Consider the following 22,833-nt stretch of genomic DNA (forward strand, 5'->3'; position numbering starts at 1 on the left):
CTAATCACATTACATGATGAAAAAAATATTTTTAGCAATGGCTGTTGCCATTGTGACGGCCACTGCTGTGTCCGCACAGAAGGATGACAGCGACTCAAAAATAACAGTATCGATTCATCAGACCGACCAGGAAGACGGGTATGAAGGGAGTGCCGAACAGCGTTGTGGCATCCGATTTAACCTTCCGATGGCAGGTGTGGTGAAGATAGAAGTGGAAAGTGTGGACGGTCTTCCGCTGGCTGGTACGGCAATCACCCGTCAGGATGCTTTTGGGAAAACCGTAGTCGGTGATATGGCGCATACCAGCACCATCATTACCTACATCTCCAGTGAGAAGTCCGGGTTCATCCCCGGAAAGGACTACTACATTTCCACCCTCCCCTGCAATCTGTATGGAGGATACAGGTTCTCCATTTACAAGGACGGTCTGGTGGCACACTATTTCGGAGTACATCAGAAAGTAGAGTTGGGTGAGTTCATCAGTCCTGATGATTTGGTGGAAAGTGAACTGGAGTTTGACAAGCCCGGTGCACCGCTGGTGGAAAAAGGGCGGCCTAAAATGGATTCCAAGACACATAAGCTCTTTGTCCTATACCGGAAGAATCCGACGGAAGCCAACAGACAGGCGTTACTCGACCAGATGGGGGTACGCTACGACAAAGTAGTGGCCAGAAAGAAGAACAAGCTGCGCGAACTGGAACGCGAAGCCCGTACTTACAGTATTGTGGAACACATGCAGGGTATCGTTGATGAGATGGTGGAGAACCGTGAAACACGAATCCAGCAACAGTTCCTCCGTTTCATCGACCCCCGAAGGGACGATAATCCGAAGGATGCGTGGATGGTGTTGCGTGGGGCTTCTGATGCAACGGCTTATATCGGGTATGCTCCCGTCACCAATGCCGAGTATGCTGCCTTTAACCCCAGTTTCACTTACAAATCAGGGCAGGACAATTATCCGGTAGTGAACATTTCCCTCCAGGATGCCCAAGCCTACTGCCAATGGCTGACGGCTCAGGATAGCAAGCATATCTATCGATTGCCCAGTGAAGAAGAATGGATCTTGGGTGCCGGACACATGCCTAAAGATGTAGCCATGAATGCCAATCATGTGGAGTCGGGGCTGACTGCCGTAGATGCCTACAAGCAATCTACCGGTGCCTGCGGAGGGATTGACTTTTGGGGCAACTGCTGGGAGTGGACCACTTCAACGGACGTCGACGGACAGTATCTTGTAAAAGGGGGCAGTTGGGATGCCAAACGTGACGACTGCCGCAGCGAGAAATCGGACGATGTGCGATCCGGAAACAAAGGCTATGCCAATGTGGGGTTCCGGGTTGTCAGAACAGATACTCCCCAATCCAAATAGACAGAGATTATTATCTACTTTTTATCAACTCATAATAGAAATTTAGTATGAAAAGAATGTTTTTAATGATGGCCATTGCCATCGCTACCACCTTGCAGGTACCAGCACAAGAAAGTAAAACCAAGCTCACTGCGCAACAGCGGACTGAACAGCGCATCAAGGAAATGGATGAAAAGCTGACCCTGAGCGATGAGCAGAAAACGAAAATCCGTGAATTGTATGCGGATTTCAACAAGCAGAAATATCCCCGTGAAAAGCGCAGGGAAGCCCTCGAAAAACTGACGGCGGACATCTGCCTTCTGCTGACAGCCGAACAGCAAACGGTCTACAAGCAGATGATAGAACAGTCAATCGCTGACATGAAGAAAGGAAAGCGTGGTCAGTCGAAAGAATGATTTACTGCGAATACAGCGGCAGCGCATGATAATCATAACTATTCTTTTGTACATGAGCATTTGGGCATCAGCTACACCATGCAGATATACAGATTCAGACTTCAGTTTCAATGTATGGTCATATAATAACATCACACTTCCTTACAGGGAAACGGTGATAACAGCCGGTGGCACACAACAGAAACCGATATTGGTAATCTATTTGCATGGCGGACTAAAGCGTGGAAGTGATAATGTCAGACAAATGAATGAAGATGCAATCTATACGATTGCCGATTACCTTTGCAGAAACCGTATTAATGCCTTTATGATTGTACCTCAATGTCCGGACTCCCTTACGTGGGGAGTCCAGACAAATGAGATTATAAAAAATCTTGTTGATGAATACATGAACAAGGGAAAAGTGGATCCAGACCGTATCTATCTAATGGGCGGTTCTATGGGAGGAACAGGGGTTTGGAAAATGGCATCTGCCTATCCTTACTTGTTTGCCGCCGTTATGCCGGTAGCCGGAAATCCGGACACGGTAGATGCTGCTCTGCTCGCCAATACTCCGGTCTACACGGTGATGGGGACTGGCGATAACCTAATGGACATTGCTCCAGTCACTTCTTTTATGGAACGGTTAAAGGAGCTGAATAGGGAAACTATACTTGACGTGGAAAATGGCTGGTCACATATTAAGACTTGCACAGAGAGCTATACGGACAAACGTCTCAATTGGATTTTTAATCATATACGCTCAAGCGAATAGCCGGTATATATAATCCCCCAATGTTCTTTGCGATAAAAGAGTCATCGGTAGCCGCTTTTATTGAAAAAATAAGATTCTGGCTTCCTTTGGAGGTGAATGATCAATTTCTTCTTTTAATCAAAGCTGTTTTTATGGTAAGAATACTTTTGCTTGTGGCATGTCTATGCCTGTCACTGTCCGTTTCGGCTCAAAGCCTAAGTGGTGTCGTAAAAGACAAGGCTTCGGATGAGGTCTTAATTTCTGCAACAGTCAAATTGGTTCCGGAAAATGGGAGTGCCTTATTTACAACTACCGATTTGAGCGGGCAATTCTATTTCAATAAGCTTAAATCAGGTACTTATGTCCTGAATATTTCTTATGTAGGCTATAAAGCTTTTATGGAAACTGTTAAAATAGCAAATACTTCCAACAAAATCAATGTATATATGCAGGAAAACTCACAGTTGCTGGGAGAAGTTGCAGTTACGGGACGTGCTACCCGAGCCGAACAACGTGGTGACAGTCTCATGTACAATGCGGAGGCGTTCAAGGTAATGCAGGGAAGCTCGGCTGAGGATTTGCTGGCAAAGATGCCCGGTGTTGTTGTCGAGGGCGGTACTGTTCAGGCTCAGGGAGAGCAAGTGGAAAAGATTTTAGTGGATGGCAAGGAATTCTTTGAAGGGGATGTCAGTCTGGCTGTCAAGAACCTGCCTTCGGACATTATTGCCAGTATCGAAATTTTTGATAAGAAAAGTGACCAGTCTGAGTTCACCGGATTTGACGATGGCGAAGAAGTTAAAACTATAAATATCGTCACGAAAACGGGATTCCGACAAGGAACTTTTGGAGAGATGACTGCGGGATATGGTACTGATGAACGTTATAAGGTAAATGGGAATCTGAATTTCTTTAATGAAAATCAACGTATATCAGTATTAGGCATGTCCAACAATGTAAATCAGCAGAATTTTTCACAAGAAGATTTGACAGGAATCCTATCTTCAAATTCTGGAAACAAAAGAAAAGGATTCCGGAATGGAGGCGGGAAAAAAGGTTACCAAAGTGGAAGTTCCGTAGCAGACTTCATGATTGGCAGCATGGACGGACTTACATCCACCAATGGGCTGGGACTGAATTATGTAGACCAATGGGGGAAAAAGTTAAAAATAACTTCGAGCTATTTTTTCAATAAATCAGACAATCAGACTCTTCAACAAACAAACCGTAATTATTTGGATGCAGCATTGGCTGAAATGTCTTATGAAGAATATAAAGAGAATTACCTGACCAACTGGAATCATCGGTTCAATTTCAAGCTGGATTACCAGATAAACGAACGGAGTTCGTTGCTTTTTCGCCCATCTTTGAGCTTTCAAAATATGGACAGCAACAATTCATTGCAAGGGACAAACAAAACCGACGGGGCCTTGAGCAATGAAACAAGTACCACGGCAGTTGGAGAAAACAAAGCCTATAATATTGGTGCGGATCTGCTGTTCCGTCATCGTTTCACAAAACCGGGACGAACATTATCATGGATGCTGAGCGGACGCATGAGCAATACGGATGGCAGTAACCGTTCAGATTTTACAGACTTATTGTACAGTTCTTTGGAACAGAACATTCCTGAAGAACATAGCCAATTGAAGAATAACATCAAAAAACAATACAGTTTCCGTTCCAACCTGACTTTTACGGAAAAAATATCCGATGAGCTTCAGTTGCAATTGGGATATAAGCTCAATTATTCTGATTCGGAGAACGGACAAAAGACTTTTGTGTCACGACCGGACGAGGAATCCTACGAGCAACTGGATGAAAATCTTTCCAGCATATATCGGTCGGATTATCTGACCCAATCCGGGAATGTAGGTATTCGTTATCAGAGCGACAGATGGAATGCCATGTTGAGACTGGAAACCCAATGGGCAAACTTGAAGGGAGATTTAACCTATCCTCAATCCGAACATCACTCCCGCAGTTACTTTTCAGTCCTTCCCTTACTGATGTTCCACTATGTCTTAGACCAAGCCAATTCGTTGCAGTTCCGTTACCGTAGCATCACGTCTTCGCCGTCCATAACGGATTTGCAATCTGTGGTCAACAATTCAAATCCCCTGTTTCTGTTTGCCGGGAACCCTTATCTGGATCAGGAATTATCGCATATAGCCAATCTTCGCTATATACATACGACAAAGTCCGGACATACTTTTATCGCCATGCTGGGAGCTACCTATAAGCAGAAGTACATTGGAGACAGCACGTTTGTAGCCAATGAGAATATAGAGTTGATGCCTTCTGTTACACTCAACAAGGGGGCACAGTTTACCCGACCGATAAACTTGAATGGCTACTATTCACTGCAATCCATGTTGACTTACGGATTTCCGCTTGATTTGATCCGCAGCAATATCAATGTCAGCATAGCTGCCAATTACACCAATACCCCCACTGTCTTTAATGGGGTGACAAGCGATACACGTGAACTGAACTTAATACCTAAAATAATTATCGGAAGCAATATCAATAAGAATATAGATTTTACAGCCTCTTACTCTGCTACCATCAACAATATATTCAGTTCATCTGATGAAGCGACAAACAACGATTACATCACTCATACCGCTTCTGTCAAACTGGGTTGTATGTTCTTTTGGGGGCTTACTTTACGCAGTACGTTTAGCTATGTAGGTTACACAGGTCTGGATACGGGTACGAAAGATTACTGTCTATGGAATCTGTCTTTAGGTAAGAAATTCCTGAAAAACAATGCTGCTGAAATCAAATTGGAAGCTTTTGATGTACTCAAACAGAACCGGAATTTTACACATCGGTTAGAAAGCAACTACTGTGATTATATATCAAGCAATGTGTTGGAGCCATATATGATGCTTAGTCTTACCTACACGATACGTTAGTATAATGATCCAGCAAACGTGGTATAATATACAATCAAAGAATAATATTTAAGCAACTTATAAACAATTTACTATGTGTACATTTTCTATGACTATTAAAACCTTCTTGCTTTGTCTGTGTCTGACAGCTTGCAATGGCAACGAGGAGGTAACCGAAGCTGAGACTTCCTCCGGCTATCCCTCACTCTTGAACAAGACCGTACCTGTTCCAGCCGAATATCTGGAGGAAACCGCTTCCCAAGGAAGCGTGGTGCAAATTGACTATGGCACCCGCAACTATGTGGATGGGAACGGTGAAATGCGCTCAAATACGGCCTATGTCTACCTGCCGTATGGGTATAAGGAATCATCCGATGAATGCTATGATGTGTTCTATTTCGTACATGGGCATGGAGAAACAGCTGCCTCCTTCTTTCAGAACGAGAACGGCATGATGCGGAACTTGCTTGACCACCTGATCGAAAAGGGAGACATGTCTCCGGTTATCGTGGTATCCACAAGTTATGTATATGGCACTCCTGTCGATTACTATCCTGATGCTGACCCCTATTGCAAGGCTCTTCCTCAAGAACTGGTCAACGACCTGCTTCCATTGGTAGAGAGCCGTTACTGTACATACACTCAGCAAACGGACTTAGAGGGGCTGCAGGCTTCCAGGAATCATCGGGCCATCGGAGGTTTTTCCATGGGAGCGGTAACCACCTGGTATGCACTGGAATATACACTGGACTATTTCAAGTATTTCCTGCCGATCAGTTCCGACGGATGGTCATTGGGACGTTTTGCCGGAATGAATTATCCCGATGAAACAGCGGCTCATCTGGCCAATATCGTCCGTTCTTCATCATCACTGGAAAATGATTTCTACATTTGGGCATGCAGCGGGACAGATGATGTAGCTTACGACAGGATATGGACGCAAGTACAAGCCATGGCCAAATTTACGGATGTGTTTGATGTAAATCATCTGACTTTTCATGAACAAGAAGGGGCTCGGCATGAGTTTCGAGCTATTGCAGAATATTTGTACAATGCTTTACCAACATTGTTTTCTAATTGACAGAAGACAATACTACATTCAGTAGCTTTTCCATTTTATTCTTCAAAACGTAGAATCCATTTTTTCGGCTAATACATCATTAATATAAAAGATGATTTAATATGAAAGTTCCATTACACACTAATCAGGTTGTATTGTGACTTTTCAAATTTTATACTCTATTAGGTATGGATATTGTATAAAATTTTACAGTTGGTTTTATTATGTGGTTAAAGTTAAAAATATTTTTCGGCTATGTTATTTTAATTTTACTATTAGCCTTCATTGTCTATCAGTTCCGTCAGGAACAGGGGGTGAGACACATGCTGCGTAAAGAAGAAAAGGAACTGGCGGCGATACATCGTTTGGCAATAAAAAACTACATTAGCTTGTTGGAGCTCTCTACCTATGCGGAAATTGCCATAACATGGGATAATGACGACTTGAAGAAATACCGTCGCAAACGACACGAGATATGCGACGGTCTGCAACTTTTAAAGAAGCATATCCATACTCCATTACAGAAAAGCCACATTGACTCATTGTGCCTTCTTCTTTGGAATAAAGAAATCCTTCTTTTTAAGACAATACATGCTTTCAATGAATTGCTGGATATAGGTAACATTGTACAGGAAAGTATCCCTTCCATTACACAGACCGTTCAGAAACAAGCTGTACAGCCAAAGGAAAATATGTCCTTTTTAGAATTCAATACAAAAGACATTCCTAAAAAGAAAAAAAATGTTTGGAACGTTTTTAGGAAAAAAGAGAACCAATCTGTTTATTTGCAACAGCGGGAAGAGGCTGAATGTAAACAATATCCCTTATCATTTGCCCCTTCAATCGAAATGACAACACGTATGCTCCACTCTTTAAATAAAAGGTTTTCCTTGGAACAGGCTGAAAGATTAGTGCAAATACAGGCACAGATGGACAGCTTATACGTTGGCAGCATGGAGCTGAACGAAAGGATGAACAGCATGGTCTCTGAATTTGAACGGGAGAATAACGAACGTTTTGCTGCACGCTACAGAACCTTTGTCCTTGAACGGAATAACTCCTACTATGTGATAGCCGGCTTAGCTTTGTCTGTCTCTTTACTGGCAATTGTATTGTATATCCTCATCCACCGGGATTTGAACCGCCGTCTCCGGTACGAGAGGGAACTTGAACAGTCCGACAATCGGAATAAAGAATTGCTCCGTTCACGTAAGGAGCTGATGGCCTCGGTGACCCATGACCTGCGTGCTCCGCTGGCAGCTATCAGAGGCTGTGCGGAACAGTTACCTTTGGAAAGCGATGGTAGTCGCAGAGCCGGTTATCTGGGCAATATCCTGCATTCGTCCGATTATATGCTCGCTCTGGTAGACACGCTGATGGAATATCACCGGATGGATGAAGGTGGGACGCACTCCAAAAACACACTCTTTAGCTTGAAAACTCTGTTTGAAGAAATAGCGGACAGCCACCGTCTTGCCGCCCGGCAGAAAAAACTTGTGTTCACCGCATCCTTCTCCGGTCTGGATGTTATGGTCAACTGTGACAGCTCGCATATCCGGCAGATAGTCGGCAACCTGCTGTCCAATGCCTTGAAGTTCACATTTCACGGGAAGGTGCTTCTTGAGGTGGAATACCGGGCGGGAAATCTCCACATTTCTGTCCTGGATACGGGTATGGGAATAGGGCTTGAGGAGAAAAAACGGATATTCGGAGCTTTCGAAAGGCTCGACAATGCGCGTAATATCCCCGGCTTCGGGTTGGGGTTGGCAATTACGGCCCGACTCGTATCCTCAATGCAAGGGCATGTGGAAGTGGAGAGTGTACCCGGTAAAGGCAGCCGTTTTTCTGTTTTCCTGCCTATACTACCGGCCGAACAACTCGTCGGTCCGGAAGAGAAGTTTTTTCCTGTTTGTGAATTGCCCGTTGATATCCGTGTGCTGGTCATTGATGACAACCGTATCCAGCTGGAAGTCATCAGTAAAATGTTTTCCCGCAGTCAGATTCACTGTGACTGCTGCACCGATGTCCGGGAGTTGATGGATTGTCTGAACAAACAGAAATACGACCTTCTGCTGACCGACATACAGATGCCCGGTGCAAATGGCTTCTCGGTCCTTGAGCTGTTGAGGACATCGAACATTCCCCGGGCATGGGAGATTCCCGTCATAGCCATCACGGCACGTTCCGATAAAAAGGGAAAGTATCTTACCGCAGGTTTTGCCGACTGTCTGTATAAGCCTTTCTCTGAGGAAGAGTTGCTGGCGGCAGTTTCACAAATGGATCGATCTGATTTTGCTGCCATCATGGAAGGAGAGGAAAACGTGGAAGAGATGCTGGACCTATTTATAGAGGATACCATGGATGAACTTGCCGGAATAAGGGACGCTTTTTCCACGGGAGATTATAAGAAGTTGGGGAGTATCATACACAAAGCCGCACCGCTTTGGGAAATGATCCGTATAAACATTCCCCAAAGTGAACTGAGGGAAATGGCTTCCATGCCTTCCGAAAAATGGGGTGGCCTATTGGACGAAAGAATAGAGGAACTGATTAAAGCTGTGGAATATGCTCTAAAGAAAGCAAAAAGAATAAAGAAAAGGCTATATGGAAACTGTATTGATAGTAGAGGATGACCGCGTGTATGCACGTGCTACCACAAACTGGCTGGTGAAAAACGGTATCAATGCCCGTTATGTATTATCCGTGGACAATGCAAAGGAGTTTTTGGGCAATCATGATGTGGATCTGGTATTGTCGGATTTTCGTTTCGACAACGGCAATGGCATGGAACTGCTGGAATGGATGAATACACATGGCTATCGTATTCCTTTCCTCATCATGACAGGCTACGGGGACATACCCGGTGCAGTGGAAGCGGTTAAAAAAGGTGTCGTGGACTATCTGCCCAAACCTGTGCAGACAGAAAAGGTACTCGGTATTATCCGGAAAGCATTGGAACGTAAGAGAAGGGACGGCAATACAAAACAAAGATTCTATACAAGCAAAAGCCCTTTGGCATTGAGATTGCAGGAGCATATCCGGCTGGTGGCTCCGGTGGATACGTTAGCCGTGCTGATACGTGGCGCATCAGGGACAGGCAAGGAGTATGTGGCCCGGCAGATACATGTGTTGAGCGGTCGGTCGGATGCATCTTTCATCGCAGTGGATTGCGGGGTACTTCCGAAGGAACTGGCGGCATCGGAACTGTTCGGTCATGTGAAGGGTGCCTTTACCGGAGCGACGGAAAACAAGACGGGCATGTTTGCCGCCGCCAACCATGGGACACTGTTTCTGGACGAGGTGGGTAATCTGAATGCCGAGGTACAAAGGGCACTGTTGCGTGCCTTGCAGGAAAAACGCTACCGCCCCGTAGGCGGTAAAGAGGAGATTCAGACGGACATCCGTCTGGTAGCCGCTACCAATGAGGACCTGGAGAAGGCGATAGCCGAAGGACGTTTCAGGGAGGACCTGTTCTATCGTCTGAATGAATTTCCGTTGCATGTACCATTGCTGGCAGAGTGCATTGAGGATATTATCCCGTTGGCGGAATTCATGCTGGATGCCGCCAATCAAGAGTTCTCAAGGAAAGTGAAAGGCTTTGACCGCGAAGTACAGAAACGGTTGAAATCTTATTCGTGGCCGGGAAACATACGGGAATTGAGGATGGTTGTCAGACGGGCCACCTTATTGGCGAAAGATGACTGGATAACCACCGGGGAGATAGACATTCCCGATAAAGGCAGGCAACCGGGAGAGTATTCACTTAATGACGAGCGGACGGAACGGGCAATCATTCTGAAAGCATTGGAGGCAACGGGCAATGACAGGAAGGCTGCCGCACGGCTACTGGGCATCAGTCGGAGCACGCTTTATCTGAAATTGAAAAAGTACCGTTTGGATTAGAATATGTCCGGTACACAGTGTTTTTATGCACATATCATTTTCAAATGTTTTTAATTAATTTATTATCGGTGGTTTATATATTTATCCTTTCAAGCACGACACTTCTTCTTATTTCGGTAAGATGAATGGAGCGCTGAATTGTAAAGCCTAAAAACATGATACGATTTCTTCTGAATTGGTGATAAAATTCCCGGCTGTCCATAAACAGAGGGGATAGCTCTCGCTGATAGAAGGAAAAGTGAATCGTTGTCATGACCATTTCGGTGGGTAGGAAAACGGAGAAACGATAAGGTAGGCATTTCAAGGCAGGTCAGTATTAAAAAATGTAACGGACAATGAAAGTTATGATCTTACCTCCACATGGGAGAACTATTATAGGCTGATTGACGCTGGAAAGGGGCTGAACCTGACGCGGAGCCCATACAATTATGATCGGATGACACTGCTGTATATCATGGACAAAAGCTATCGATAGACGGAGTGGTTGATGAATCCTCCGATTAGTTCAGTTATCACGGGAAAATTGAAAAGATAGAAGACAAGCTGTCGGGTCGGAACAGATGGGATGTGTATAATGTGATGCTGGAGAAGGCATGGAAAACAAGTAAGGAGAAGGAAGTTCCGTTGTCGTATGGATGCAAGTGACGAGCTCTTCTCTTTTATCGTTAGATACGCCAATGCACGCCAGCGGAAGACTCTGATACTGTCCGTTTGAAAAGGATATAAAATGTGCTTTACTTTGCTACATATTCAGAAACTTAAAAAGAATTTTAGTATGGAATTGACGATTATTGAAACAAGCGCGTATCAGGAGTTGAGAAAGCTGGTCAGCACGCTGGCCGTACAAATGAGTGACTTACAGAAAAAGATTGCCCCGCCTGCACCGGACAAGTGAATGGATGCGCAGGACGTATGTCTGGCTCTGGGCATATCGAAACGGTGCCTGCAAAACTACCGGGATAATGGGCTAATCCCCCACTCGAACGTAGGGGGAAAATTCTTCTACCAAGAAACGGATATTCGGGAGATACTGGAAAACGAACTGATCAAAAGGAAGTAAGGCATGGCGGAGATTATCACAAGGGATTCGGAAGAGTTCAAGGAACTGACCGGATGGATAAAGAAAGCGGGGAAAGCGGTGGAAGAGGCTACGGCACGGATACGCCCGACGGTTGCGGACGAGCATTACATGACGGGGAATGAGGTGTGCACCCTGCTGCATATCTCACGGCGGACATTGCAGACGCTGAGGGATGAAAGGCTGGTGCCTTATACCACTATCGGGGGGAAACTTCTCTACCCGGAGAGTGCCTTGTATGAAGTATTGAAAAAGAATTACAGGGATTTCAGACGGTTCAGAAAATAGACAAGTATGTAATAAAAAAGCGTCCTTCGGCCTATCGGCTTCCGGACGCTTTTTTATTGACATGTTACATGGCAAGTTTGTAAACGTGACCGATTTTCTCGCAAATCCTGTCGGTGTCCTCGCCTACCTTCGGATTAATCAGTTCGGCATATACCTGCGTGGAGAGGATGGACTTATGCCCCAACACTTTCTGAAGGGTTTCCAACGGCATTCCCTTGAGTATGGCCAGAACGGCAAACGTGTGGCGTCCGATGTGCGGGGTGACCTCGACCCGGCAGTTGCATTTCCTGCCTATGATTCCAAGACTGAGCCGCATGGCATTGTATTCGCCTACCGGAAAGACACATTCGAGAGAGTCTTTCTTTTCATCCGTACCCCGGTATTTTTCAATCAGCTCGATGGCAATGGGTAACAATTTTACGACATACGCCACTCCCGTTTTTATACGGTTGCCCATCAGCCATGTACCGCCGTCGGAGTCAGTATGAATATTAGCGTAGGTTATAGTTTTCAGGTCTGCGTAGGAAAGACCGGTGAAACACATGAACAGGAACATGTCGCGCATGGCACGCTGGCGTTTGTATCTCAATTCTATACGGATTATCCTTTGCAGTTCCTCTTCGGAAAGGAAGGAGCGCCTCTTGTATTCGGGCATACACTCGAATGATGCGAACGGATGGACCCGTATCCAGCCTTTTTCTTGCGCGATATACATCAGCCATTTCAGGGTATTGACACGTCCGAAGGCAGTGGAGTTAGCCAAGGCACAGGTGCCGAGCATCCAGTTATAGTAATCCTCGATGAATGATTTCTCAAGTTCCTCAATGACAATATCCTCTGTATTCTTCTTGCTTTTCATGAAAAGCAGGAGATTCTTGTAATCGGCAACCAGACCGCGATAAGTGCTTTCGGCTTTCTCTATGCCGATTTTCTTTTTATACGATTCCAGCTGTTCCCTGAAAAGGTTCATAAGAGTGTGGCATTCCTCTGAGAAGCCGACATAGCGGTTATAGACTTTCTTGGCTGTGACAAAACTGTCGTGGTCGCAGATGTACTGGTAGTGCCTGGTGATTTGCGCCTTGATATTGTCAAGTTCCTGATTGAGTGTACGGGCTTCCTCGGATTTGCCTTTGGCCCGGTTGGTTTTGACGTCCCACAAAGCGAGGGACACTTCTTTCTTACAACTGAAACCGGCTTGGGTTCCATTGATGGTGATACGGCCCATAACCGGTGCCTTTCCGTTTTTTACAGACTGTTTCTTTACGTAAAATAATACTTTGAATGTACTTTTCATAACTCAACTTTTTTAGTTACAAATTTAATTACTGTTGAGTTATTTGATGTTATGCAAAAATGTGCAAACAACTGTAATATAGCTTATTATAACCATATTTGAGGTATTTGAACTGAGTTACGATTTGGTAACCTAACTCTTACTCAAATATGCTTTTTCTTGCTTCCTTTCCTTACCTTACTAAGAAAATGTGTTTTATAACTATTTGATTTTTAGCAAGGTTGCGTTATCTTTGTACATCTTGTTGAAATATTCAGTTTCAAGCACGAAAAACAGTTTGTTCGCCATATTGAAACAGTCTGTTTCCTATAAGGGAACAGACTGTTTTGTTAAAGGAAACAAATAGTTGCCCTACAGCATCGGCAAGGCAGCAAACAGACAAACGGGGCTGTAATACCTAATTACGGTCGCATGTGTTTCTCTAATATTGGGTAAAGTATCTCAGCATACCTCATAAAGCCCAAATCGGTAAAATGAATGCCGTCTACCGTAGCCTCCCCGTCGTGGCCAATAATGTCACGGGAAGAAAGGAAATAGATGTTTTTCTCTCCACGTTGCTTCAAAGAACGAAAAAAGGCATTCAATGTCTCATTCTTGTCCTTCACCTCCTTGGCAATCCTGGTGTCAAAAGGAGAGTGGGTAAAGAGAGGGTCTTCCACGAAAAGAACAGGCGTATCGGGATGCTTGCTGCGAATAATGGTATAGAATTTATCGGCACGCTCTCTCATTTGCTCCACGGTAGCATTGGGCACAAAGTCGAGGACAAACATAGAAGCGTCCACACCGGCTATGACATCGGCAATCTCCAGGTCGAGCAAGGCATTGCCGCTAAAGCCCAGATTGATACACTCACGATTGAGCCAACGTTCCAGAATATTGGTATGTGCCATGCCGGGACGGGAAGCGCAGCCTCCCTGCAAGATGCTGGTACCATAGAATACTACCGGCTTCTCACGTTTCGGCAAGTCCACTGCCGGTGGAGTGATGGCAGATAGGGAATCCACTCCGATGGAAAGCGAGGTAACCCCGTCATATAAAGAAAGGTACAAAAGGTATTCGCGCTCCTCGGGCAACATATTGCTTACGATAGTCGCCTTGCTGACCTTGCCCTGCGGACGACCGCTACCGGCAAATATCCATTTGCCGTCTTGCAGGCAGTAGAGGTCGAGGCCTTTAATACCGGTAGGCGTCATGTGGTTCATACTCATATTGTTCCTTACTTCCCATTTGGCGGAAATGCTTGTAGAGTTGGAACGGAAGCGCACGGCAAGTCCGGCACTGTTGCGGCCCAAGTCCCACAAAGGCTTGCGGGAGATGTTCTGCAGAGAGTCCGGCAGACGCTCATAGCGGGTAAGGGTAGATTCTGTTGCTTTGCCCAAAAGGGGGAAGGCGGAAGCATCATGATAGACAGTCTGTGCATCGGCAACAGCAGCCAACAACAAGCCCATCAGAAGAATTCTGGTTTTCATATGACAAGATATTAAGTGTTAAGTATCAGACGGCAAAGATACAAGGTTTCTTTGAAAAACGAAGAAATGGAAGCATTTTACATCAATTAACTCCCACATGCTTGTTTCTTTACGAAACATTCGTATTTTCGCAAAAAACAATTCATATGAAACACATCCATTTCCTCTTAGCAGGCTTCCTACTGTGCATCTGCTGTACCCTGCAAGCCAAAAACCGTGTGATTGACCAACCACCGTTCATCGTAAGAAACACGACTTCCATCGAAGTGAGCAAAGTAGTCATCAGTGACACGGCAACCGTGCTCCACATCTATGCCAAGTATCGTCCCAAGTACTGGATACAGATTGCACCCGACAGCTACCTGACAGACAATAACGGAGAAACCTACCAACTGCGTTCCGGCATAGGCATCACACCAGGCAAGGAATTTTGGATGCCCGAATCGGGCGAAGCGGAATTCCAACTGGTCTTTCCTCCCCTATCCGACAATGCTACCTCCTTCGACTTCACCGAAGGCGAAAAGGTGGAAAACGGATTCAGCATCTGGGGAATACAGCTGAAAAGCAAGAAACTGCCGGAATTGGCACTTCCCCAAAACGCCGTAGTGCACAAAACCGACCCTAATGCCGAACTTCCCGAACCGGTCATCCAATATGGAAAAGCCATGCTGAAAGGGAAACTCCTGGATTCACGCCCCAATATGGCAATGCCAATCAGTATTGCCGTGTGGGAGAATATCAAAGGAGACATCATGGACATACCACTCGACATCCAGCCTGACGGCAGTTTCACCAAAGAAATAACGTTGCCCGGCACTACCCCATGTACCATGTATCTGGGTAGAGAACATATGCTCCAGTTCTTCATGGAACCGGGCAAGACAACAGAAATATACGTCAATCTACGCGAAGCTTCCCGACGCAAGTCTAAATTCCACAGCAAGGGGAAAACCTATGGAGAAATGGTATACATCAACGGGCCTCTAGAAACCGTGGCACAAGAGTTGAACGGAAACCACCCCGACATCAACATGCAAGACAAGCTCTATCAAAACATAGCTGCACTGGCTGGCAAGGATATTGATGCAGCCAAAACATACGTACTCCAAATATCCGGCGAAACACAAGAAGCAATAGACAAGTTACCTTACAGTGTTTCTACCCGACAACTTCTGACCATCAATAACAAACTGACTACGAATGCCATGCTGTCTTCCGTTGCCAGCATCTTGACATCGGCTGCCCTACAAGCCAATCTCATCAAACGGGAGGAAGCAAACAACTACTATCAGGAACTTTCCCGGAAAGTGCCCTCCAACTACGTGTCCGACGAGGACATGAGCATATTGAATGTACCGCAGGCAGTCTTGTCCAACCAGTATGTACAAATGGCTCCAAGAAATGTAGAACGGAGCGAGGAACTGGCCAAAGCATGGGGAACAGATAAAGGCATCTTCTTCGATATAGCCCGTAATGTCACCCTCTACCGGGGTATCAAGAACTTCACCCCACTCACCGACGAGCAAAAGGCAACCGTTGCCGCCATGCCCGCCGCATACCGCGAAATGCTGACTGCTGCCAATGACGAGTTGCTTGCACAGCTCGAAGCCAACAAGAAAAAGACGGGTTACACCATCAACCAAGTGGATACCAACGTCAACAACGAAGAGTTGTTTACTTCCATCATCAGCAAATTCAAAGGAAAAGTATTGTTAGTAGATTTCTGGGCCACCTGGTGCGGTCCATGCCGTATGGCAAACAAGATGATGGTCCCCATGAAGGAGGAACTGAAAGGTAAGGACATTGTATATCTGTACATCACCGGTGAAACCTCCCCCTTGAAGACCTGGGAGAATATGATTCCCGACATCCACGGCGAACACTTCCGCCTGACAGATACCCAATGGAAATACCTCTCGGACGCATTCAAGATAGAAGGGGTACCGACTTATCTGATTGTAGACCGAGAAGGAAACACCACGTTCAGGCAAACTGGTTTCCCGGGAGTGGAAAAGATGAAGGAGGAATTATTGAAAGTTACTAAATGACAAACTGATAAAACAAAAAACAGCAGGGATAGGCCTGCTGTTTTTTGTTTTATCAGTATACCGTTATTACTTTTCAGCCCATTCCTTGGCTCCCTGCTCCTTCAGTTTAGCAGTGAATGCCTTTGCCTTCTCCATAGCAGCCGCTTCCTCTTCCGGACTTGCATACGCATGCTTGTAGCCTTTCACCACATTCCATTCACCACGGGTGAAATCGGGGAATGCCACAGCCGCACAACCGTTGTCCATGGAAAGTTCTCCCAGTTCTGCAAGGCAGCACCACTCAGCAAGGTCGTATACATCCATATCCAAAGGAAGACCGTTCTGCAGGCAATATACCAGACGGCTGTCCATCACGAAGTCCATGCCACCATGACCTCCTACTTCCTTCGCCATCTCACCGTACTTCTTCAAAATGGGATGCTGGTATTTCTCCACGAGTGCCTCCATCTCCGTTTCCGGTAGGAAACCGTGTGAATTCAAATCATCCACTTTGGGCTGAACGCCCGATGCACTCAGCTGGTCAGCGTCAAGCGCATACCCTTCTACCGGATATTTGTTGGCGAATCCCTTGGTTCCCGTAAGCTGATACAGACGGTTATAGGGTTGTGGCGTCATTACATTGTGCTGAATCTCAATCACCTTTCCATTGGCTGTACGAATCATGGTCGTGGTATGGTCACCGTTACGGAATTCCTTGCACTCCTCGCCGGTTCTTTTCTCTACCAACTCCTTGCCCACCACAGACTTGGTGTCCATGGCTACCAGCGTTTCCATACGGTCACCACGGTGAATATCCAGTGCTTGCGCCACCGGACCAAGGCCGTGAGTGGCATACACGTCACCGCGATGCTTCATGTTGTAGTCCAAACGCCAGCCCAACTTGTCATTTTCTCCATTCTTCCAGTAATAGTCCCAAAACGGGCTCAAGTTATGTATATAAGCACCTTGTGCACGGATAACTTCACCGAATACGCCATGCTGCGCCATGTTCAGCGTATTCATCTCGAACCAGTCATAGCAACAGTTCTCCAAGATGAAGCAATGCTTGCGGGTAGACTCACTCAAGTTAATCAAATCCCAGCATTCCTGCAGGTTCATGGCCGAAGGCACTTCTATCGCTACATTCTTTCCGTTCTCCAGCGCACATTTGGCAACGGGGAAGTGATGCAGCCAGTCCGCAGCAATATAAACCAAGTCTATATCATCACGCTTGCAAAGTTCCTCGTATCCCTTGTCACCGGAATAGACGGCGGCTTTGGGCATGGATGCCTTCTTCAAGAGCTCCTGACATTTATCTGCACGGGCCTCTTCATAATCACAAAGAGCCACTACCTGCGTACCCGGAATATAAGTGAAACGCTCCACTGCTCCGGGACCACGCATCCCCAAACCAACAAAACCCACACGCACTGCCTCCAGCTTCGGAGTAGTCAGTCCCAATACACTCTTTTGTCCTTCCGGACGCTCGGGAGTCTTGACAACAATGGTACCATTTTGCCATTCCCATTGAGTTCCCTTCTCTGTGGTTTGCACAGTAGAAGTCTGGCTTGTGCATGCACCCAATACGAAGCACATTCCCAGCAACAACGATTTAACTGTTCCCATATTTCTGCTTTATTTAAGGTAAAAGAATTAATTGCAACAAAGATAGACAATCTTAACCAAAAGAAGATTATCAACAGCCATGTTCTTTTCAATCAGACAAAAGAATATACATACAGTAAACGCATTTAGATTAATTAACTCACTGTTTGATGCCAGTTTACGAAATATTCGTAGATTTGTATTGAATTCATTTAAATACTTTATCCATGGAAAAGTTAACGATACAAGAAGAAGAAGCAATGTTGTACATTTGGGAACTGGGCAGTTGCTTCGTAAAAGACATTGTTGCCAAATATCCCAAACCGGCGCCTCCCTACACAACAGTAGCATCTATTGTGAAAAACCTGGAGCGCAAGCAATATATCCGTGCCGCACGTGTAGGCAATACCTACCAGTATACCCCGCTTATACGCGAAAGCGAATACAAACGTACCTTTATGAGCGGTTTTGTGCGCAACTACTTTGAAAATTCTTATAAGGAAATGGTTTCGTTCTTCGCCAAAGACCAGAAGATTTCGGCCAATGACCTGAAAGACATTATAGATATGATAGAGAAAGGAAAGGAGTAAACATGTTAGCCTATTTTCTGAAAGTGAATGTAGCGATAGTACTGTTTTATGCATTCTATCGGCTGTTCTTCTACAAAGACACATTTTTCGGCTGGCGCAGAACCGCACTGCTTTGTTTCTTTGCCGTTTCCGCTGCCGTACCTTTGCTGAACATACAAACGTGGATTACGGAGCAGGAACCGATGGTGGCCATGGCAGATCTCTATGCCAGCGTTGTGCTACCGGAACTCACAGTAGGCACAGAAGTGGCTCCGACCGACTGGAAAAGCATCCTTTCAGAATATGCCAATATCGCCTATTGGGGAATAGTGGCATTGCTGATGATACGCCTCATCATGCAACTGGCAGGCATCATCCGCCTAACATGCCGATGCCGCAAGATACAAATAGGCAACACAAGTATACATCTACTTCCCAAAGCAGACGGGCCTTTCTCTTTTTTCCACTGGATTTTTATCCACCCGTCCTCGCATACGGAAGAGGAGTTCAACGAAATATTGACCCATGAGCAGACACATGCCCGGCAATGGCACTCCATTGATGTCATCATCAGTGAACTGGTGTGCATTTTCTGCTGGTGTAATCCATTTGCCTGGCTCATGAAACGGGAAATCCGTACCAATCTGGAATATATGGCCGACGCCCGCGTATTGGAAAACGGCTATGACTCCAAAACCTATCAATACCATTTGTTAGGATTGTCACATCAAAAGGCTGCAGTAACCATCTATAACAGTTTCAATGTTTTACCTCTAAAAAAACGCATCAAGATGATGAACAAAAAGAGAACCAAAGAAATAGGAAGAACCAAATATTTGATGTTCCTTCCTTTAGCGGCCTTACTTATGATTGTCAGCAATATCGAAACCGTAGCGCGTACCACAAAGAAGATTGCGGTGGAAGTCATAGAAGCTGTAGATCCCCAAACCGAACAACCGGCACCGGAAGTTCAAGACCCTCAAGTAGCTCCCCAACCGGAACAAGACACGAAAACCGTGACTTACAAAGGAAAGGTAGTGGACAAGGATGGAAAGCCAATACAAGGTGTGAAAATACTAAGTGTTCCTAATTCTACTCCTACCGAAGTCACTACCCAAGCCGATGGAAGTTTTGAATTCAAAGCCTCTCCCAAAGCAAAATTATTATTCTTATATCAAGACGGAAACAAAAAGAAAGGCATCTCTTTCACTGATGAAAGATTACCCAAAGAAAACAAAACGAATTGGACAATCGTTTACAATGAGAAATGGAATGAAGTCATGCAAAGCGACCCGGGAACTCCAGACAATCCGATTTTCGAGGTAGTAGAGCATATGCCCGAATTCACTGGTGGAGGTATGCCTGCACTGATGGAATACTTGAGCAAGAACATCAAATATCCGGAAGCAGCTATGAAGAAAGGTATACAAGGACGGGGTATCGTGCAATTTGTTGTGGAGAAGGATGGAAGTATTACCAATGTAAAAATACTGCGTGGCGTTGACCCTGAATTGGACAAAGAAGCCGTGCGCGTAGTCAGTGCCATGCCTAAATGGAAACCCGGTACACAACGCGGAGAAGCAGTACGCGTAAGATTTACGGTACCAGTAATGTTCCGATTGACAGAAGACAAGATCCCGGTGAAGTATGCTCCCATTGAAAACAAAATAAATGAACTGGTGGTAGTGGGTTATGCTCCGGAAGGTACAACGGTACCGGAGGAGGGAACCATTTTTGAAGTTGTAGAACAAATGCCCGAATATCCCGGCGGTATGCCCGCAATGATGGAATTCATCAGCAAAAACATCAAATATCCGGCAGCTGCACAGCAAGCTAAGATTCAGGGAAGAGTTACCATACAGTTTATCGTAAATACAGAGGGCAACATCATCAATCCCAGAGTTCTCCGCAGTGCCGACCCTCTGCTGGATGCCGAAGCAATCCGCCTGACTACCATTATGCCTAAGTGGAAGCCCGGCATGCAAAGAGGACAAGCTGTAAATGTAAAATATACAGTTCCCATCATGTTCCGTCTGCAAGAACCGGAAAAGAGTCCTGCTGTTCAGAACGCCACTGTTACTCCAACTAAATAAACTAATTCTCTCTCCAAACAAGTTTAAATGAAAAAGAAGCAGTTACCCGGCGACGGGCAATTGCTCCTTTTTCATAAAGGAAATATCCATGTTTATTTATGCACTTCCACAATCCGTGTCGGTGCCATTTCCATATTTCTGCGGTCTACCTGGCGGACTACGGCGGCAGCCAGTTGCAGGAACGCACGCCCGGTCACCGTATTCTCATCCAAAGCAACCGGAGTGCCCTTATCACCACTCTCACAGATGCTCTGTACAATAGGTATCTGCCCCAGCAACGGTACATTCATCTCTTCCGCCAACCTCTTGGCTCCTTCTTTACCGAAAATATAGTATTTATTCTCCGGCAGTTCGGCAGGTGTAAACCAAGCCATATTCTCTACCAAACCGAGAATAGGCACATTCACTTTGTCATTGGTGAACATATTGATGCCTTTGCGTGCATCTGCCAGCGCCACAGCCTGCGGCGTGCTGACAACGATAGCCCCCGTCAGCGCCAATGTCTGCACCACAGTCAAGTGAATGTCACTCGTTCCGGGAGGAAGGTCAATAAGGAAATAATCCAGTTCTCCCCAGTCGGCATCACCAATCAATTGCTTTAAAGCATTGCTTGCCATACCTCCGCGCCACAAGGTGGCCTGATCGGGATCGACAAAGAAACCGATGGAAAGCAGCTTGATACCATACTTCTCTATCGGAACAATTAAATCACGTCCACCAATGTTCTCCGCCACCGGACGGGCATCTTCCACTTGGAACATCTTAGGAACGGAAGGTCCGAAGATATCAGCATCCAGCAGACCCACCTTATAACCCAACTTTGCCAAAGACACGGCAAGGTTGGCAGCAACCGTGGACTTGCCTACCCCACCTTTTCCGGAAGACACTCCGATAACATTCTTCACCTGAGGTAATAGCTTACCCACTTCCGGACGTGCCGCCTGACGGCTTTCAGTCGTAATCACAACCTCCACCTCGGGAGAAACATACGTATGTACAGCCGTCTCGGCAGCTTTCACCATCGACTTCATGAAAGGATCGGTCGGTTTCTCAAATGTCAGCGAGAAGCTGACCTTCATCCCTTCAATCCGCATGTTATCGGCCACCATCTCAGCCTCAACAAGACTCTTTCCAGTGCCGGGATAACGCACTGTTGCCAATGCATCAAGGATTAATTTTGGATATAATGTCATTGTATTTACTATTTGACGATTTACTATTTACTATTTTTATGCGAATCAGCAGTAGTTTTAACCACTGATTCACATCATTTACTGGTTTGCAGTCCACTACGCTTGCTACGGTTATAACTGCGATACTCATCCAGCTCTATCTCCACATCCGGCTCCTGCAACTCACCCTCTTGCGGAAGATGGAACTTGATGTACTTGATATTCAAACCACGATCCAGCCATTGTTGTTCATAATAGGTCTTGATGCTGAGTATCTCATCAGCCATGCCGGAGTGATATAAGTCTTCCGTCATCACATCCACCGGCAACCGGTTTCTTTCAATCATGTACCGGGTATAGGTAAACATGAAGTTGCTGTCCGTCTTCAGATGAACGATACCGTCATTCTTCAGGAACTTGCGGTAGCGCTCCATGAAATAAGTGGAAGTAAGCCTTTTGGTAGCCTTCTTCATCTGCGGGTCCGAGAAAGTAAGCCAGATCTCACTCACTTCATCCGAAGCAAAAAAACGGTCGATGATTTCGATATTCGTACGCAGAAAGGCCACATTCTTCATGCCCGATTGCAGCGACTCGGTAGCTCCCGTCCACATACGGGCTCCCTTTATATCCACTCCGATGAAGTTCTTGTCGGGAAACATGCGTCCCAATCCGACAGTATATTCTCCCCTACCACAGCCCAGTTCCAGGACAATAGGATGGTCATTTTTGAAAAACTGCCCGTGCCAATTTCCTTTCATGTCAAACGGCACATTATCTACCGCGGAATACGGATACTCGAAAACATGCGGATAACTCGCCATATCGGCAAACTTCTCTAACTTGTTTTTTCCCATTTAAGAAGTATTGAAACATAAAACATA

Annotated in this window: 17 protein-coding genes and 1 pseudogene; 13 read left to right on the forward strand and 5 right to left on the reverse strand. The window is 45.7% G+C overall.

The annotated features are described in order from the left end of the window. The first annotated feature begins 13 nt into the window (after positions 1 to 13). The 10 genes and pseudogenes from DWY57_RS01130 to DWY57_RS01175 all read left to right on the forward strand — a co-directional run bounded on the left by DWY57_RS01130 (position 14) and on the right by DWY57_RS01175 (position 11,723). A complete protein-coding gene (locus tag DWY57_RS01130; protein WP_243634626.1) occupies positions 14 to 1,369 on the forward strand; it encodes an SUMF1/EgtB/PvdO family nonheme iron enzyme in 1,356 nt (451 codons plus the stop codon). A 47-nt stretch (positions 1,370 to 1,416) separates the two neighbouring features. Continuing rightward, the gene (locus DWY57_RS01135; RefSeq protein ID WP_117574217.1) at positions 1,417 to 1,764 is read left to right on the forward strand and encodes a Spy/CpxP family protein refolding chaperone; all 348 of its coding nucleotides are present in this window, start codon (positions 1,417 to 1,419) and stop codon (positions 1,762 to 1,764) included. Between the two features lie 25 nt (positions 1,765 to 1,789). Next, positions 1,790 to 2,518 (forward strand): prolyl oligopeptidase family serine peptidase, encoded by a 729-nt coding sequence (locus DWY57_RS01140; protein ID WP_103983178.1) that lies wholly within the window; start codon positions 1,790 to 1,792, stop codon positions 2,516 to 2,518. A 131-nt stretch (positions 2,519 to 2,649) separates the two neighbouring features. Next, entirely contained in the window at positions 2,650 to 5,415 is a 2,766-nt protein-coding gene (locus DWY57_RS01145) for a TonB-dependent receptor (RefSeq protein ID WP_119961273.1), read from the forward strand. 73 nt (positions 5,416 to 5,488) lie between these two features. Continuing rightward, a complete protein-coding gene (locus tag DWY57_RS01150) occupies positions 5,489 to 6,475 on the forward strand; it encodes an alpha/beta hydrolase-fold protein (RefSeq protein ID WP_119961219.1) in 987 nt (328 codons plus the stop codon). Positions 6,476 to 6,678: 203 nt separating this feature from the next. After that, positions 6,679 to 9,087, forward strand: a complete 2,409-nt coding sequence (locus tag DWY57_RS01155; RefSeq protein ID WP_207805137.1) for a hybrid sensor histidine kinase/response regulator — start codon at positions 6,679 to 6,681, stop codon at positions 9,085 to 9,087. Then, positions 9,059 to 10,357, forward strand: coding sequence for a sigma-54 dependent transcriptional regulator (locus DWY57_RS01160; RefSeq protein ID WP_119961220.1), 1,299 nt, complete (start codon positions 9,059 to 9,061; stop codon positions 10,355 to 10,357). The genes DWY57_RS01155 and DWY57_RS01160 overlap by 29 nt, the downstream gene beginning before the upstream one ends. Before the next feature lie 358 nt (positions 10,358 to 10,715). Further along, positions 10,716 to 10,832, forward strand: a pseudogene (locus DWY57_RS21200) (DUF6047 family protein); the annotation flags it as partial. Positions 10,833 to 11,252: 420 nt separating this feature from the next. After that, the gene (locus DWY57_RS01170) at positions 11,253 to 11,417 is read left to right on the forward strand and encodes a helix-turn-helix domain-containing protein (RefSeq protein WP_119961221.1); all 165 of its coding nucleotides are present in this window, start codon (positions 11,253 to 11,255) and stop codon (positions 11,415 to 11,417) included. A gap of 3 nt (positions 11,418 to 11,420) precedes the next feature. After that, positions 11,421 to 11,723, forward strand: coding sequence for a helix-turn-helix domain-containing protein (locus tag DWY57_RS01175; RefSeq protein WP_119961222.1), 303 nt, complete (start codon positions 11,421 to 11,423; stop codon positions 11,721 to 11,723). Positions 11,724 to 11,787: 64 nt separating this feature from the next. Here the strand turns inward: DWY57_RS01175 and DWY57_RS01180 are convergent, their stop codons facing one another. Both DWY57_RS01180 and DWY57_RS01185 read right to left on the reverse strand, forming a co-directional pair. Then, the gene (locus tag DWY57_RS01180; RefSeq protein ID WP_119961223.1) at positions 11,788 to 13,017 is read right to left on the reverse strand and encodes a site-specific integrase; all 1,230 of its coding nucleotides are present in this window, start codon (positions 13,015 to 13,017) and stop codon (positions 11,788 to 11,790) included. A gap of 401 nt (positions 13,018 to 13,418) precedes the next feature. Beyond that, positions 13,419 to 14,486 (reverse strand): SGNH/GDSL hydrolase family protein, encoded by a 1,068-nt coding sequence (locus DWY57_RS01185; protein ID WP_119961224.1) that lies wholly within the window; start codon positions 14,484 to 14,486, stop codon positions 13,419 to 13,421. A 146-nt stretch (positions 14,487 to 14,632) separates the two neighbouring features. Between DWY57_RS01185 and DWY57_RS01190 the strand changes: the two genes are divergently transcribed. Further along, positions 14,633 to 16,534, forward strand: a complete 1,902-nt coding sequence (locus DWY57_RS01190) for a TlpA disulfide reductase family protein (RefSeq protein ID WP_119961225.1) — start codon at positions 14,633 to 14,635, stop codon at positions 16,532 to 16,534. A gap of 66 nt (positions 16,535 to 16,600) precedes the next feature. Here DWY57_RS01190 and DWY57_RS01195 read toward each other — a convergent pair whose 3' ends face one another. Continuing rightward, positions 16,601 to 18,139, reverse strand: a complete 1,539-nt coding sequence (locus tag DWY57_RS01195) for a Gfo/Idh/MocA family oxidoreductase (protein WP_119961226.1) — start codon at positions 18,137 to 18,139, stop codon at positions 16,601 to 16,603. 206 nt (positions 18,140 to 18,345) lie between these two features. On the opposite strand from DWY57_RS01195, the gene DWY57_RS01200 reads away from it, so the two are divergent. Next, a complete protein-coding gene (locus DWY57_RS01200; RefSeq protein WP_005829755.1) occupies positions 18,346 to 18,708 on the forward strand; it encodes a BlaI/MecI/CopY family transcriptional regulator in 363 nt (120 codons plus the stop codon). 2 nt (positions 18,709 to 18,710) lie between these two features. Next, positions 18,711 to 20,780 (forward strand): M56 family metallopeptidase, encoded by a 2,070-nt coding sequence (locus DWY57_RS01205; RefSeq protein WP_117600808.1) that lies wholly within the window; start codon positions 18,711 to 18,713, stop codon positions 20,778 to 20,780. A gap of 92 nt (positions 20,781 to 20,872) precedes the next feature. Here DWY57_RS01205 and DWY57_RS01210 read toward each other — a convergent pair whose 3' ends face one another. Together DWY57_RS01210 and trmB are read right to left on the reverse strand one after the other, a co-directional pair. Continuing rightward, on the reverse strand, positions 20,873 to 21,973 hold the full coding sequence (locus tag DWY57_RS01210) for an Mrp/NBP35 family ATP-binding protein (protein WP_119961227.1): 1,101 nt from the start codon (positions 21,971 to 21,973) through the stop codon (positions 20,873 to 20,875). A 74-nt stretch (positions 21,974 to 22,047) separates the two neighbouring features. Beyond that, positions 22,048 to 22,806 (reverse strand): tRNA (guanosine(46)-N7)-methyltransferase TrmB, encoded by a 759-nt coding sequence (gene trmB, locus DWY57_RS01215; RefSeq protein WP_117600806.1) that lies wholly within the window; start codon positions 22,804 to 22,806, stop codon positions 22,048 to 22,050. Positions 22,807 to 22,833 lie beyond the last annotated feature (27 nt).

Source organism: Bacteroides sp. AF25-5LB, from assembly GCF_003602965.1.
Lineage (GTDB): Bacteria > Bacteroidota > Bacteroidia > Bacteroidales > Bacteroidaceae > Bacteroides > Bacteroides uniformis.